The sequence below is a fragment of the Enterobacter sp. Crenshaw genome (genome assembly GCF_024734705.1).
GTDB lineage: Bacteria > Pseudomonadota > Gammaproteobacteria > Enterobacterales > Enterobacteriaceae > Enterobacter > Enterobacter asburiae_B.
Genome location: NZ_CP102932.1, coordinates 4,483,015 through 4,498,608 on the forward strand (window position 1 = coordinate 4,483,015; position 15,594 = coordinate 4,498,608).

The 15,594-nt window shown below is 57.2% G+C and carries 13 protein-coding genes and 1 riboswitch; of the genes, 7 read left to right on the forward strand and 6 right to left on the reverse strand.

The genetic code is table 11. The features are described 5' to 3' along the window. Window positions 1–45 precede the first annotated feature (45 nt). Window positions 46–222, reverse strand: a riboswitch (cobalamin riboswitch). A 104-nt stretch (window positions 223–326) separates the two neighbouring features. Continuing rightward, window positions 327–1,427 carry a tRNA (uridine(54)-C5)-methyltransferase TrmA gene (gene trmA / locus NWV12_RS21390; RefSeq protein WP_048978888.1) on the forward strand — a complete coding sequence of 367 codons (1,101 nt, stop codon included), beginning with the start codon at window positions 327–329 and terminating at the stop codon, window positions 1,425–1,427. Between the two features lie 80 nt (window positions 1,428–1,507). On the opposite strand, the gene NWV12_RS21395 is transcribed toward trmA, so the two are convergent. Next, complete coding sequence (locus NWV12_RS21395; RefSeq protein WP_008501783.1) at window positions 1,508–1,867, reverse strand: YijD family membrane protein; 360 nt, start codon at window positions 1,865–1,867, stop codon at window positions 1,508–1,510. A 9-nt stretch (window positions 1,868–1,876) separates the two neighbouring features. Further along, the gene (gene fabR / locus NWV12_RS21400) at window positions 1,877–2,515 is read right to left on the reverse strand and encodes an HTH-type transcriptional repressor FabR (RefSeq protein WP_008501784.1); all 639 of its coding nucleotides are present in this window, start codon (window positions 2,513–2,515) and stop codon (window positions 1,877–1,879) included. Between the two features lie 196 nt (window positions 2,516–2,711). On the opposite strand from fabR, the gene sthA reads away from it, so the two are divergent. Further along, window positions 2,712–4,112: a Si-specific NAD(P)(+) transhydrogenase gene (gene sthA / locus NWV12_RS21405; protein ID WP_008501785.1), complete on the forward strand. Its 1,401-nt coding sequence runs from the start codon at window positions 2,712–2,714 to the stop codon at window positions 4,110–4,112. On the opposite strand, the gene oxyR is transcribed toward sthA, so the two are convergent. The 4 genes from oxyR to argC form a co-directional block, all read right to left on the reverse strand. Beyond that, a complete protein-coding gene (oxyR, locus tag NWV12_RS21410) occupies window positions 4,095–5,012 on the reverse strand; it encodes a DNA-binding transcriptional regulator OxyR (protein WP_023309664.1) in 918 nt (305 codons plus the stop codon). The two genes, sthA and oxyR, sit on opposite strands and share 18 nt — an antisense overlap. A gap of 337 nt (window positions 5,013–5,349) precedes the next feature. Next, window positions 5,350–6,723 (reverse strand): argininosuccinate lyase, encoded by a 1,374-nt coding sequence (argH, locus tag NWV12_RS21415; protein ID WP_101744698.1) that lies wholly within the window; start codon window positions 6,721–6,723, stop codon window positions 5,350–5,352. 78 nt (window positions 6,724–6,801) lie between these two features. Then, complete coding sequence (argB, locus tag NWV12_RS21420; protein WP_090420882.1) at window positions 6,802–7,578, reverse strand: acetylglutamate kinase; 777 nt, start codon at window positions 7,576–7,578, stop codon at window positions 6,802–6,804. Window positions 7,579–7,584: 6 nt separating this feature from the next. After that, on the reverse strand, window positions 7,585–8,589 hold the full coding sequence (argC, locus tag NWV12_RS21425; RefSeq protein ID WP_032662767.1) for an N-acetyl-gamma-glutamyl-phosphate reductase: 1,005 nt from the start codon (window positions 8,587–8,589) through the stop codon (window positions 7,585–7,587). Window positions 8,590–8,677: 88 nt separating this feature from the next. Between argC and argE the strand changes: the two genes are divergently transcribed. The 5 genes from argE to NWV12_RS21450 all read left to right on the forward strand — a co-directional run bounded on the left by argE (window position 8,678) and on the right by NWV12_RS21450 (window position 15,518). Next, complete coding sequence (gene argE, locus NWV12_RS21430; RefSeq protein WP_008501790.1) at window positions 8,678–9,829, forward strand: acetylornithine deacetylase; 1,152 nt, start codon at window positions 8,678–8,680, stop codon at window positions 9,827–9,829. Between the two features lie 271 nt (window positions 9,830–10,100). After that, window positions 10,101–12,752 (forward strand): phosphoenolpyruvate carboxylase, encoded by a 2,652-nt coding sequence (gene ppc / locus NWV12_RS21435; protein ID WP_023309665.1) that lies wholly within the window; start codon window positions 10,101–10,103, stop codon window positions 12,750–12,752. A 94-nt stretch (window positions 12,753–12,846) separates the two neighbouring features. After that, window positions 12,847–13,611, forward strand: a complete 765-nt coding sequence (locus NWV12_RS21440) for an AraC family transcriptional regulator (protein ID WP_048978886.1) — start codon at window positions 12,847–12,849, stop codon at window positions 13,609–13,611. 128 nt (window positions 13,612–13,739) lie between these two features. Beyond that, window positions 13,740–14,402 carry a fructose-6-phosphate aldolase gene (fsa, locus tag NWV12_RS21445; protein WP_048978885.1) on the forward strand — a complete coding sequence of 221 codons (663 nt, stop codon included), beginning with the start codon at window positions 13,740–13,742 and terminating at the stop codon, window positions 14,400–14,402. 12 nt (window positions 14,403–14,414) lie between these two features. Continuing rightward, the gene (locus NWV12_RS21450) at window positions 14,415–15,518 is read left to right on the forward strand and encodes a glycerol dehydrogenase (protein WP_008501794.1); all 1,104 of its coding nucleotides are present in this window, start codon (window positions 14,415–14,417) and stop codon (window positions 15,516–15,518) included. Window positions 15,519–15,594: the final 76 nt, after the last annotated feature.

The following is a 15,594-nucleotide window of genomic DNA, read 5'->3' on the forward strand; positions in this document are numbered from 1 at the left end:
AAGAAGGATGCCGCAGGCCTCATCGATAGCACGCGATGATGAAACCAAATGCGACGTGATCCCGGCAGGTCTTCGGGCTAGGTGGCTATATAAGGATGAAGACTTCCCATTTTCACAGTGTCTACAACACTCATCCCGCCAGACTTTACCGCTGCGCGTCAGCTCCAGATTTACACTGGATTCCCTTTTCACTCTCAGGAGACCGGAAACAGAATGCTACAATTAGACACGTATGGATGTCCAGACAGCTATTGCCCATTAAATCTGGACATCCCCTGAACAATGCCTACAATCCCCGCGTAATTCTTTATCACTCAGGACGCATCATGACCCCAGAACACCTCCCGACAGAACAGTACGACGCGCAGCTGGCAGAGAAAGTCGTCCGCCTGCAAAGTATGATGACGCCTTTCAACGCGCCCGTTCCCGAGGTGTTCCGCTCTCCCGTCAGCCACTACCGCATGCGCGCCGAATTCCGCATCTGGCACGACGGCGACGACCTGTACCACATCATTTTCGATCAGCAGACGAAATCCCGTATTCGCGTGGACAGCTTTCCGGCGGCGAGCGAGCTCATTAACCAATTGATGACGCTGATAATGGACGGCGTGCGCAACAATCCGGTACTGCGTAACAAGCTGTTCCAGATTGACTACCTGACCACGCAAAGCAATCAGGCGATTGTCTCCCTGCTGTACCACAAAGCGCTCAATGACGAGTGGCGCGAGCAGGCAGAAGCGCTGCGCGATGCGCTGCGCGCGCAGAACATCAACGTTCACCTGATTGGCCGCGCGACAAAAACCAAAATCATGCTGGATCAGGACTACATCGACGAGCGCCTGCCGGTGGCAGGTAAAGAGATGGTGTATCGTCAGGTCGAGAACAGCTTTACCCAGCCAAACGCTGCGATGAACGTGCAGATGCTGGAGTGGGCGCTGAAGGCGACGGAAGGGTCAACGGGCGATCTGCTTGAGCTCTACTGCGGTAACGGCAACTTCTCGCTGGCGCTGGCGCGTAATTTCGATCGCGTTCTGGCAACGGAAATCGCCAAGCCGTCGGTGGCTGCCGCGCAGTACAACATTGCCGCTAACCATATCGATAACGTGCAGATCATTCGTATGGCCGCGGAAGAGTTCACGCAGGCCATGAACGGCGTTCGCCAGTTTAACCGCCTGGAAGGGATCGATTTGAAAAGCTACCAGTGTGAGACGATTTTTGTCGACCCGCCGCGCAGTGGCCTGGACAGCGAAACCGAGAAGATGGTGCAGGCGTACCCGCGTATTTTGTACATCTCCTGCAACCCGGAGACGCTGTGCAAGAACCTCGAAACATTAGGCCAGACGCACAAGATTGAACGTCTGGCGCTGTTCGATCAGTTCCCGTATACGCACCATATGGAGTGCGGCGTTTTACTTACCGCACGGTGATCTGTAGGCCGGATAAGCGTAGCGCCATCCGGCGTTTTTGGCAGGTGGCGCTTCGCTTACCTGCCCTACAAATAAATTCATTACTCCGGTAACTGGCTCTTACGGCTACGCATGCGCGAGCCAATCCAGAACACCAGCGCCACAGACAGTACCGCAGGGAAGAAGTTAGAGCCGATATCCGGATACTCCGCGCGAACCACCGTGCTATACAGCAATACGCCCAGAATAAAGCAGGCAGCGGCCAGCCCCGGTAACCCCACCGGCATGGTGCGGTTCAGGTAACGTTGATGCAGGCAGTAAACCGTCAGCACCAGCGCAATAAGCGGGAAAATCGAAAATGGAACAATTGAGCTAAAAATAGCGGCAAACGTACCATTAATGGATAAGCCAGCGATCAATGCCAGCAACAGCGTCCCTTTATCCTGACCTGACTGTTTCATTACTCACCTTCACTCTTCGGTTTGATGTGCCAGTTTCTCTTGTTCACGGCGATACCAGTAGTACGCGCCTTTGGAGATCATCCTGAGCTGCAATACCAGTCGCTCTTCGAGCTGCTTGCGTTGTTCAATGCTGACATCCAGCGCTTCGGCACCCGCGCTGAAAACAATCGTCACCATCGCCTCGGCCTGTGCTTCAGTAAACGCACGCGGCATATGGTTTTCGAGTTCAAGATAGTCGGCAAGTTCCGCGATGAAGTGCTGAATTTCACGCGCGACGGCGGCACGAAACGCCGCCGATGTGCCCGAACGCTCGCGCAGAAGCAGACGAAACGCGTTGGGGTTATTGCCGATAAATTCCATAAAGGTCGATACGGAGGTGCGGATCACGCTGCCCCCTTTGGCGATACGCTGACGCGCCTGGCGCATCAGCTGGCGCAGCATCAGACCGCTCTCGTCGACCATGGTCAGGCCCAGTTCATCCACATCACGGAAATGACGATAGAAGGACGTTGGCGCAATCCCGGCCTCGCGTGCGACTTCGCGCAGGCTCAAACTGGCAAAACTCCGCTCAGCACTCAGTTGACTGAATGCGGCTTCCACCAGCGAACGCCGGGTTTTCTCTTTTTGTTGTGCTCTTACGCCCATCACGATAGTTGAATCCTTCCAAAGGCCTGATGGCACTATACCAGAGAATAAAATTAATCTGTTTGCCTGGCTTTGTGAATGATTGTTTACGTGCGGTTTGTGCTCCACTGCCCGAAAAAAGCACAACGATAATTGGGTTACTCTGGCAATGATGTTATGATTCTGTTGCTTTTATGTATAAGAACAGGTAAGCCTTACCATGCCACATTCCTACGATTACGACGCAATAGTTATTGGTTCCGGCCCCGGCGGCGAAGGTGCTGCTATGGGTCTGGTGAAACAGGGAGCCAGAGTAGCGGTCATCGAGCGCTACCATAATGTCGGCGGCGGTTGCACCCACTGGGGCACCATCCCTTCGAAAGCCCTCCGCCACGCCGTTAGCCGCATTATCGAATTTAACCAGAACCCTCTTTACAGCGACCACTCCCGACTTCTTCGTTCATCCTTTGCTGACATACTGAATCATGCGGATACCGTTATTAACCAGCAGACACGCATGCGTCAGGGATTTTATGAGCGTAACCACTGTGAAATTTTGCAGGGCAACGCGCATTTTGTGGATGAACACACCCTGGCACTCGAATGCCACGACGGTTCGGTTGAAACCATCACGGCTGAAAAATTTGTGATCGCCTGCGGCTCACGCCCTTACCATCCGGCCGACGTGGACTTCTCGCACCCGCGCGTTTACGACAGCGACTCGATTCTGAGCCTGCACCATGAGCCTCGCCACGTCATTATCTATGGCGCAGGGGTCATTGGTTGCGAATATGCGTCGATCTTCCGCGGAATGGACGTCAAAGTTGACCTGATCAACACCCGTGACCGCCTGCTGGCGTTCCTCGATCAGGAGATGTCGGACTCTCTCTCCTACCACTTCTGGAACAGCGGCGTGGTGATTCGCCACAACGAAGAGTACGAGAAGATCGAAGGCTGCGACGACGGGGTGATCATGCACCTGAAGTCCGGTAAGAAGCTGAAAGCAGACTGTCTGCTGTACGCCAACGGTCGTACCGGCAACACCGATTCACTGCAGCTGGAAAATATCGGGCTTGAAACCGACAGCCGCGGTCAGCTGAAGGTCAACAGCATGTATCAGACCGCCCTGCCGCACGTTTACGCGGTCGGCGACGTGATTGGCTACCCAAGCCTGGCCTCAGCCGCTTACGACCAGGGACGCATCGCCGCACAGGCGCTGGTAAAAGGCGAAGCGACGGCGCACCTGATCGAAGATATTCCGACGGGGATCTATACCATCCCGGAAATCAGTTCAGTCGGCAAAACCGAGCAGCAGCTGACGTCAATGAAGGTGCCTTACGAGGTGGGTCGCGCACAGTTTAAACATCTGGCGCGGGCGCAAATCGTGGGGATGAGCGTGGGAACGCTGAAGATCCTGTTCCATCGCGAAACGAAAGAGATCCTCGGCATTCACTGCTTTGGTGAACGCGCGGCGGAAATCATTCATATCGGCCAGGCGATAATGGAGCAGAAAGGCGGTGGTAACACCATTGAGTACTTCGTTAACACCACCTTTAACTACCCGACCATGGCGGAAGCCTATCGGGTAGCTGCGCTGAACGGCTTAAACCGCCTGTTTTAACGCGCTGTCGAAATGGCCATCCATCGAACCACGGATGGCCTCTGCCAGCTGCTCATAGCGGCTGCGCAGCGGTGAACCCGGACGATACACCAGGCCGATAGTGCGACGCGGCTCCGGCTTAATGCACGGCAGATAAACCACGCCATCACGCTTACGCTCGCGCGGCACGGCCAGCGCAGGCAGCAGCGTAATACCGCTTCCCGCCGCGACCATATTACGCAGCGTTTCCAGGCTGGTTGCGCGGAAATGGGTATCCTCATCCGCACCCGCTTCGAAGCAGAAGCCCATCGCCTGATCGCGAAGGCAATGGCCATCTTCCAGCATCAGCAGCTTTTCACCGGCCAGATCGGCCATCGGTACGCGATCGCGGTTCGCCCACGGGTGATCTTCATAGATCGCCAGCATCATCGGCTCATCGAACAGCGGCACTTCAATAAAGGCTTCACTCTCTTTCACCAGCGCCAGAATGGCGCAGTCGAGCTTGCCGCTGTCTAACTGCGCCAGCAGCTGATGGGTTTGCGCTTCATGCAGGTACATTTCGAGTTTCGGGAACGTCTGGTGCAGCATCGGAATGATGTGCGGCAACAGGTACGGGCCAACGGTTGGGATCAGGCCGATATGCAGCGGGCCGGACATCGCCTCCCCCTGCTGGCTTGCCATTTCCTTGAGCACTTTGACCTCGCGCAGCACGGTGCGCGCCTGATCCACCAGCAGCAGACCTGCCTGTGTGAACAGAACCTTACGACTGGTGCGCTCCAGCAGCATCACGCCCAGCTCGTCTTCCAGCTTGCGGATCTGACCGCTCAGCGTGGGCTGGCTGACGTGGCAGGAATCTGCCGCGCGGCGAAAGTGACGATGCTCGGCTAACGCTACCAGGTATTCAAGATCACGAATATTCATTATTCATCCTCCGTCGCCACGATAGTTCATGGCGATAGATAGCATAGCAACGAACGATTATCCCTATCAAGCATTCTGTTGAATAATACACCACATAGACGAGGCGGCACGTGTTTGACCCTTGACGTCCCCGCACCGTCAGCGAGTTTCTCTCAAAACTCGAACAACTAAAGCCAACGTGAACTTTTGCGGACCCCGTGGTCCGCTTTTTTTTTGCGTAAAAGAGCCCGGGGATAAAAGCAAAATGGCAACCGAAGTTGCCATTTTTAGTGTTTGCTCCCTCTCCCCGTGGGAGAGGGCCGGGGTGAGGGCACCAGCCCGCACTGTTCAAACCAAATCAAACCAACCGGTTTTTCGCATCCGCTATCGCCTGCGCCACCTGCTTCGGCGACACGCCGCCTTTCGCGGCACGTTTATCCAGACAAGACTGCAGCGCAAGGATCGGATACACATCATCCCCGATAACCGCGCTGAACTTCTGCAGGTCTGCCAGCGCCAGATCTTCCAGTGGTTTACCCTGACGAATGGCTTCCACCACCGCTTCACCCACAATGTGGTGCGCTTCACGGAAAGGTACGCCTTTCGCCACCAGATAATCCGCCAGTTCGGTAGAGTTCGCATAGCCCTGCTGCGCCGCTTCCTGGCAGCGCGGACGTTTCACCTGAATGCCGTCCAGCACCAGGGCGCCCATATGCAGACAGTCCAGCCAGGTGTCGAGCGCGTCGAACAGCCCTTCTTTGTCTTCCTGCATGTCTTTGTTATACGCCAGCGGCAGCCCTTTCAGGGTCATCATCATGCCGGTCAGCGCGCCCTGCACGCGACCACACTTGCCGCGGATCAGCTCCAGCGCGTCCGGGTTTTTCTTCTGCGGCATCAGGGAGGAGCCTGAGGTCACGCGGTCGGACAGCTCGACGAAGCCCGCTTCGCCAGAGTTAAAGAAGATCAGGTCTTCGGCAAAGCGCGACAGGTGCACCATCCCGATAGACGCATTGGAGAGCAGCTCCAGCACGTGGTCGCGGTCGGACACGCTGTCCAGGCTGTTACGGGTGGCGGAAGCAAAGCCCAGCCAGCCTGCCAGCTGATCACGGTCGATTTCATACGCCGTACCGGCCAGCGCGCCGCTGCCCAGCGGGCTGACGTCCAGACGCTTCAGGGTATCCTGCAGACGGCTTTCGTCACGCGCCAGCATCTCGACGTAGGCCAGACACCAGTGCGCGAAGGTCACCGGCTGCGCGCGCTGCAGGTGGGTATAACCCGGCATCACCGCGTCCTGGTTGTTCTGCGCGGTCTCCACCAGCGCGCTCTGCAGCTGACGGTTAGCCGTCAGCAGTTCGCCAACGGTATCTTTGCACCACAGCTTCAGATCGGTGGCGACCTGGTCGTTACGGCTGCGGCCGGTATGCAGCTTTTTACCCAGCTGGCCGACTTTGTCGATAAGTTTGCCTTCCACCCAGCTGTGAATATCTTCAGCATCGCTTTCGAGGATCTGCTGCGGGTTAAGACGCACCTCTTCCAGCAGGTTGTTCAGCGCTTCTTCCAGCTGTAATTGTTCATCTACGGTCAGTACGCCCACCGTCACCAGCGCCCTGGACCAGGCCACAGAGCCGACAATATCCTGTTCGGCCAGGCGGTAGTCGAAGCGCAAAGAGTCGTTGAACTGTTTGAACCGCTGATCCGCTGCCTGTGTAAAACGCCCACCCCAAAGTGCCATAACATGCTTCCTTAAATATCTTTGAATTTCATTGCCCGGTGGCGCTGCGCTTACCGGGCCTACAAAACATTAAATCGATTACGCCAGAATACGCGTGCCAATCGGCGTGCCGTTAAACAGCGCCGGCAGTTGTTCCGCGTGACGCCAGGAGGCGATATCCACCGGGCGGCCCAGCGTGCGTGCGGCATCCAGCGCGGCGTTCACTTTAACAATCATGCCGTCGGTAATAATGCCCTGGGCAATCAGCTGCTCGGCTTTCTCAGCCGTCATTTCCGCAATGCGCTGGCCTTTGCCGTCCAGAATGCCGCTCACGTCGGAGAGCAGGATCAGATCCGCACCCAGCGTTGCCGCCAGTGCCGTCGCCGCCTGGTCAGCGTTGACGTTCATCAGCTCGCCCTCTTCGGTCACGCCGATAGAGCTCACCACCGGCAGGAAACCTCCTTCCAGCAGCGTGTTAATCAGCTTAGGCGAACCCGGCTGCGCCAGTCCAACGTGGCCGAGCTCTTCGTCGAGCTGGGTCACTTTTACGCTATCGCCATCGCCCAGATAGAGGCCGACGGACGCGATGTGGTGTTTCTTCGCCCACGCCAGCAGCGTTTTGTTCGCCGTACCCGCCAGCGCACCGGTAATGATGTCAATCTGGTCAGCAGGCGTGACGCGCAGGCCGTTCTTCTTTTTCACCGGCAGGTTGAGCCCTTTCATCAGCTCATCCACCACGCAGCCGCCGCCGTGCACAATCACCAGCGGACGCTGGTGTGATTCGCGATAGTTCACCAGCGCGGTAAACAGACGCTCCAGCGCTTCTTCGCTGTCCAGCAGTACACCACCGAGTTTGATAATTAATGGGTTCATCATCACACCTTAAATAAGAGCCTGCGTTTCCGGGAAACCGAAACGAATATTTGCACACTGCATTGCCTGTGCGGCAGCGCCTTTGAGTAAGTTATCTTCTGCGGCGACAACGATGAGATGCTCGCCCTGCACGGCAAAGCCGATGTCGCAGAACGGCAGGCCGACCACGTTTTTCAGCGCCGGCACGCCTTTATCGTACAGGCGCACCAGCGGTTTATCCGCATACGCCTGCGTGAAGGCCTCGTTCACCTGCTCTTTGGTCACGCCCGGTTTCAGGCGGCAGGTAATGGTTTCGAGGATCCCACGCGGGAAGCTGCCCAGATGCGGGGTGAAAATGACGTCCGCGCCCAGATGCGTCGTGATTTCAGGGTGATGACGGTGATTAAACACGCCATACGGCTGAAGGCTCACTTCGCAGAAGCTGTTGGAGATAGCAGCCTTGCGTCCTGCACCGCTCACGCCGCTGGTGGCGTTGATCACCGGCCACTGGCTCAGATCCAGCAGGCCTGCGTCGATCAGCGGCTTCAGGGAAAGCTGCGCCGCCGTCGGGTAGCAGCCCGGAACGGCAATCAGGTCCGCTTCTTTCAGTTTATCTGCGCTCCACTCCGCCAGTCCGTACACCGCTTTTTCCAGCAGATCCGGATGCTGATGGGTGAAACCGTAATATTTTTCGTAAAACGCACCGTCGTTCACGCGGAACGCGCCGGAAAGGTCAAAGACCACGCAGCCAGCCGCCAGGAACTGCGGCGCCAGGTCGTGGCTGACCTCGTGCGCGGTGGCTAAAAACACCACGTCGACGCCGTCGGTAAACTCGCTGATGTCAGACATGGGCTGCAGCGGCAGATCGACAAGACCCTTAAGCTGCGGATGCAAATCGGAAATTAACTTTCCTGCATCATTGCTTTGCGCTGACACGGTCAAAGCGGTTATGGTCATATGTGGATGGCGATTCACGTAGCTTACAAGCTCTGCGCCCGCATAACCGCTAGCGCCTACAATCAGCGTATTCAACATCGGGTTCCTTTATGCTCAACGTTAATGTATTTTTATTCACATTTATTGCATGAATATTGATACTATCACGACCTAAGGTGTGTCAACAATGAAAATGAACTTACCGCCATTTATCGAGATCTACCGCGCCCTGATTGCCACTCCGTCCATCAGCGCAACGGAAGAAGCGCTGGATCAGAGCAATGAGTCTTTAATCAATCTGCTGGCGGGTTGGTTTAGCGATCTTGGGTTTAACGTTGAGGTTCAGCCCGTTCCCGGAACACGCCACAAATTTAACCTGCTCGCCAGCACCGGAACCGGTGCGGGCGGCCTGCTGCTGGCCGGCCATACCGACACCGTGCCGTTTGACGATGGCCGCTGGACGCGCGATCCGTTCACCCTGACCGAGCACGACAACAAGCTCTATGGTCTGGGCACCGCCGACATGAAAGGCTTCTTCGCCTTTATCCTCGACGCGCTGCGTGACGTGGACGTGACGAAGCTGAAAAAACCGCTCTACATTCTGGCGACCGCCGACGAAGAAACCAGCATGGCGGGCGCACGCTACTTCTCTGAAAATACGTCGATTCGCCCGGATTGCGCGATCATCGGCGAGCCGACGTCTCTGCAGCCGATTCGCGCGCACAAAGGCCATATTTCTACCGCCGTGCGCGTGCTGGGCCAGTCCGGCCACTCCAGCGATCCGGCGCGCGGCGTGAACGCCATCGAGCTGATGCATGACGCCATCGGCCGCATCATGACCCTGCGCGACGATCTGAAAGAACGCTATCACTATGAGGCGTTCACCGTGCCGTATCCGACGCTTAACCTCGGCAGCCTGCACGGCGGCGATGCCTCCAACCGCATCTGCGCCTGCTGCGAACTGCATATGGACATCCGCCCGCTGCCGGGCATGACGCTGAGCGATCTCGACGGCCTGCTGAATGAAGCGCTGGCTCCGGTGAGCGAGCGCTGGCCGGGCCGCCTGACGGTCTCCGAACTGCATCCGCCGATCCCGGGTTACGAATGCCCGCCGGATCATCAGCTGGTTGAGGTGGTGGAAAAGCTGCTCGGTGAGAAAACCGACGTGGTGAACTACTGCACCGAAGCGCCGTTTATTCAGACGCTTTGCCCTACGCTGGTCCTGGGCCCCGGCTCCATCAACCAGGCCCACCAGCCTGATGAATATCTGGAAACCCGCTTCATCAAGCCAACCCGCGAACTGATTACCCAGGTTGTGCATCACTTCTGCTGGCATTAAAACCGCACCGAAGAGTCCCCTCTCCCAGTGGGAGAGGGTCAGGGTGAGGCCAACAAATCGCATGATCTCCGTCACATTCCCATAAGCATCTCTTATCTGACGCAATGCGAATTAAATTTCGTAAATTGCCCGCATTTATTCGTTTGCTGAACCGTTTTCGCAGCAATTGACGACGGGGGTTTTACGTGGCTTTATAAAGGGAGATGACAAAATAATGTCCAGATGATTTTCGCCTGGGCATAAACAAAAATGATGGGGTGACTGGGTTTTTATGAACGAACAATATTCCGCGTTGCGTAGTAATGTCAGTATGCTCGGCAAAGTGCTTGGAGATACCATCAAAGACGCGTTGGGGGAGAACATCCTCGACCGCGTTGAAACCATCCGCAAGCTGTCTAAATCTTCCCGTGCCGGTAACGAGGCCAGTCGTCAGGAGCTGCTCACCACCTTGCAGAACCTCTCTAACGATGAGCTGCTGCCCGTTGCACGCGCATTCAGCCAGTTCCTGAACCTGGCTAACACCGCTGAGCAATACCACAGCATTTCGCCAAACGGCGAAGCGGCAAGCAACCCGGAAGTCATTGCCCGCACCCTGCGTAAACTGAAAGACCAGCCAGACCTCAACGAAGCCACCATCAAAAAAGCGGTGGAGTCGCTTTCGCTGGAGCTGGTGCTGACCGCACACCCCACTGAAATTACCCGTCGCACCCTGATCCACAAAATGGTGGAAGTGAACAACTGTCTGAAGCAGTTGGATAATAAAGATATTGCCGACTACGAACGTAACCAGCTGATGCGCCGTCTGCGCCAGCTGATTGCCCAGTCCTGGCACACCGATGAAATTCGTAAGCATCGCCCAAGCCCGGTCGACGAAGCCAAATGGGGCTTTGCAGTGGTGGAAAACAGCCTGTGGGAAGGGGTGCCTAACTATCTGCGCGAGCTGAACGAACAGCTGGAAGAGAACCTCGGCTACCGCCTGCCGGTCGACTTCGTTCCGGTCCGCTTCACCTCCTGGATGGGCGGCGACCGCGACGGCAACCCGAACGTGACCGCGGAAATTACCCGTCACGTCCTGCTGCTGAGCCGCTGGAAAGCGACCGACCTGTTCCTGAAAGACATTCAGGTGCTGATCTCCGAGCTGTCGATGGTTGAAGCGACGCCGGAACTGCGCGCGCTGGCCGGAGAAGAAGGCGCCAGCGAGCCGTACCGTTTCCTGATGAAGAAACTGCGTGGTCAGCTGATGGCCACTCAGGCCTGGCTGGAAGCGCGTCTGAAAGGTCAGCGCCTGCCAAAACCAGAAGGTCTGCTCAGCCAGAACGAACAGCTCTGGGAGCCGCTGTATGCCTGTTATAAATCACTGCAGGCCTGCGGGATGGGCATCATCGCTAACGGCGAACTGCTCGACACCCTGCGCCGCGTGAAGTGTTTCGGCGTGCCGCTGGTGCGTATCGACGTACGTCAGGAAAGTACCCGTCATACCGAAGCGCTGGGCGAACTGACCCGCTATCTCGGCATCGGCGACTATGAAAGCTGGTCCGAAGCCGACAAACAGGCCTTCCTGATCCGCGAGCTGAACTCGAAGCGCCCTCTGCTGCCGCGCAACTGGGAGCCAAGCAACGAAACCCGCGAAGTGCTCAACACCTGTAAAGCGATCGTGGACGCACCGAAAGGATCGGTGGCCGCCTATGTGATCTCCATGGCGAAGACCCCGTCCGACGTGCTGGGCGTTCACCTTCTGCTGAAAGAAGCGGGAATCGACTACGCTCTGCCGGTCGCCCCGCTGTTTGAGACCCTCGACGACCTGAACAACGCCAACGACGTCATGACCCAGCTGCTGAATATCGACTGGTACCGCGGCTTTATTCAGGGCAAACAGATGGTGATGATTGGCTATTCCGACTCCGCGAAAGATGCGGGCGTGATGGCGGCATCCTGGGCGCAGTATCAGGCGCAGGACGCACTGATCAAAACCTGCGAGAAAGCCGGTATTGAGCTGACCCTGTTCCACGGACGCGGTGGCTCGATTGGCCGTGGCGGCGCACCTGCACACGCAGCGCTGCTTTCACAGCCGCCGGGAAGCCTGAAAGGCGGCCTGCGCGTCACCGAGCAGGGCGAGATGATCCGCTTCAAGTACGGTCTGCCGGAAGTGACCATCAGCAGCCTGTCGCTCTACACCAGCGCGATCCTGGAAGCAAACCTGCTGCCGCCGCCGGAGCCGAAAGCATCCTGGTGCCATATCATGGACGAACTGTCTGATATCTCCTGCGATCTGTACCGCGGCTACGTGCGTGAAAACAAAGATTTCGTTCCTTACTTCCGCTCGGCCACGCCTGAGCAGGAGCTGGGTAAACTGCCGCTGGGCTCACGTCCTGCGAAGCGTCGCCCGACCGGTGGCGTAGAGTCTCTGCGCGCGATACCGTGGATCTTCGCCTGGACGCAGAACCGTTTGATGCTGCCCGCCTGGCTGGGTGCCGGTGCCGCGCTGCAAAAAGTGGTGGAAGACGGTAAACAGAACGAACTGGAAACCATGTGCCGCGACTGGCCGTTCTTCTCTACCCGTCTGGGCATGCTGGAGATGGTCTTCTCGAAAGCTGACCTGTGGCTGGCGGAATACTACGACCAGCGTCTGGTGAAACCAGAGCTGTGGGCGCTGGGTAAAGAGCTGCGCGAACTGCTGGAAGGCGACATCAAAGTGGTACTGGACATCGCCAACGACTCACATCTGATGGCGGACCTGCCGTGGATTGCCGAGTCTATTCAGCTGCGTAACATCTACACCGACCCGCTGAACGTCCTGCAGGCAGAGCTGCTGCACCGTTCGCGTCTGGCGGAAGAAGAAGGTAAAGAGCCGGATCCGCGCGTTGAACAGGCGCTGATGGTGACGATTGCGGGCGTTGCTGCGGGAATGCGTAACACCGGCTAATACTCTATGCCCGGCGGCGCCGCGCTTGCCCGGACCTGTGACTGGTAGGCCGGGTAAGCGTTAGCGCCACCCGGCACATTTCGGTAGTCTTCTCATGCATTCCGATATCACCCGAATCCTGGCAGACCTGGTAAACCGTACGCTACCGCTGGGCCAGATTCATTTCTCAGCGCTGTCTGAACAGCATTCCCGAACATCTCCCTGCCTCGTCATTACCCTTGATGCCCCCTGTGAGGCGATATTTTCATCCTTTGGACACTTAACGCATCCATCGTCTAACGCCCTGAGCATGCATTTCGGTAAGCAGCTGCTGACTATCGAGTTACAGCATGACAATACGCTTGTGCAGCAGCTCCAGGTTGCCCGCCGCGGTCCGCGAACGGGTGCTTTTCTTCTGGAGACGCTAACCGAATTACAGATGCAGCCGGATGAGCAAGAGACCGCGATACTGGTGGTATTAAGCTTGCTCAGCCACTGCCGGGATCTGCTTGGCAGCGATATCCACACCGCCAGCCGCAGCCGCGCCCTGTTTGAGGCTATTCGCCGATTCATCGAAGAACATCACGCTTCGGCGTTAACCCGTGAATCCGTCGCGCAGGCGTTCTACGTCTCGCCGAACTACCTTTCCCACCTCTTTCAGAAGATTGGCAACGTGGGGTTCAACGAATACCTGACGCAAACGCGACTCGAACACGCGCGCCAGCTGCTCAAAGGCTACGATCTTAAAATCAAAGATATCGCCGCACGCTGTGGGTTTACAGACAGCAATTACTTCTGCCGTCTCTTTCGCAAGCACACCGAACGCTCTCCTTCCGAATATCGTCGCCAGTATCACAGCGAGCTGACCGCCAAAAAATAGCATTGTGATCGCTCTCGCACTTCGCTAAGGACATTACATTTGTCCAGTATTTGGCAAAATTGGCCTGTATCCGCCCTGCTCGCCCGCGCCTTATCCTTTGTTCAACCTTTCTGACTTAAGGAAAAATAATGGAACTGTACCTGGATACCGCCAACGTGGCGGAAGTTGAACGCCTGGCGCGGGTCTTCCCCATTGCGGGCGTCACTACCAATCCGAGCATCGTTGCCGCCAGCCGTGAATCCATCTGGGACGTGCTGCCGCGTCTGCAAAAAGCCATCGGGCCGGAAGGCACGCTGTTTGCTCAAACCATGAGCCGCGATGCCGAAGGGATGGTGGCGGAGGCCAAACGTCTGAGTAACGCCGTCCCGGGCATCGTGGTGAAAATCCCGGTGACGGCTCAGGGGCTCATCGCGATTAAGGCATTGAAAAAAGAGGGGGTTACCACGCTGGGGACCGCCGTTTACAGCGCGGCACAGGGCCTGCTCGCCGCGCTGGCAGGCGCGAAATATGTGGCGCCGTACGTAAACCGCGTTGACGCGCAGGGCGGTGACGGCATTCGCATGGTCCAGGAGCTGCAATCCCTGCTGGAACTGCACGCGCCGGAAAGCAAAGTGTTGGCCGCCAGCTTCAAAACGCCGCGGCAGGCGCTGGACTGCCTGCTGGCGGGATGCGAGGCAATCACGCTTCCCTTAGACGTAGCGCAACAAATGCTCGGCACGCCAGCGGTAGAGTCAGCCATAGAGAAGTTCGAGCAGGACTGGAAAAACGCGTTTGGTAACCTCAACCTCTAAGGGAGAACTGTTATGGACCGTATCATTCAATCGCCGGGAAAATATATCCAGGGCGCTGATGTGCTTACCCGTCTCGGCGACTATCTGAAACCCCTGGCCAATCGCTGGCTGGTCGTCGGCGATAAATTTGTGCTGGGTTTTGCCGAAGAGACCCTGCGTCAGAGTTTTAAAAAAGCCGAACTGCACGCCGAAATCGCGCCGTTTGGCGGCGAATGTTCACAAAATGAAATCGATCGGCTGAAAAAGCTGGCAGACAGCGCCGACTGCCTGGCGGTGCTGGGTATCGGCGGTGGTAAAACGCTCGATACCGCCAAAGCGCTGGCCCATTTTATGGACGTGCCGGTCGCTATTGCCCCGACAATCGCCTCCACCGATGCGCCGTGCAGCGCCCTTTCGGTCATTTACACCGACAGCGGTGAGTTCGATCGCTACCTGATGCTGCCGCACAACCCGAACATGGTAATCGTCGATACCAAAGTGGTCGCGGGCGCGCCGGCACGCCTGCTGGCCGCCGGGATTGGCGATGCGCTGGCAACCTGGTTTGAAGCACGCGCCTGCTCGCGCAGCGGCGCAACCACCATGGCGGGCGGCAAATGTACGCAGGCTGCACTCGCGCTGGCCGAGCTGTGCTACAACACGCTGGTTGAAGAGGGTGAAAAAGCCATGCTGGCCGCGGAACAGCATGTGGTTACACCGGCGCTGGAACGCATTATCGAAGCCAACACCTATCTCAGCGGCGTAGGCTTTGAAAGCGGCGGGCTGGCGGCGGCACACGCTATTCATAACGGAATGACGGCGGTACCGGACGCGCACCACTTCTATCACGGTGAAAAAGTGGCGTTTGGCACGCTCACGCAGCTGGTGCTGGAAAACGCGCCGGTAGAAGAAATAGAGACCGTCGCCGCGCTTTGTCACAGCGTTGGGCTGCCGATCACGCTGGCACAGCTAAATATCAAAGAGGATATTCCGGCCAAAATGCGTTTGATCGCGGAAGCCTCCTGTGCCGAAGGGGAAACTATCCACAACATGCCCGGCGGCGTAACGCCGGATCAGGTATATGCGGCGCTGCTGGTGGCCGACCAGTATGGGCAGCGGTTCCTGCAGGAGTGGGAGTAAATAGCGTGAATAAAAATCCCCGCATCAGCGGGGATTTTTTTGCCCTAGGCCGGGTAAGCCTTAGCGCCCCCCGGCA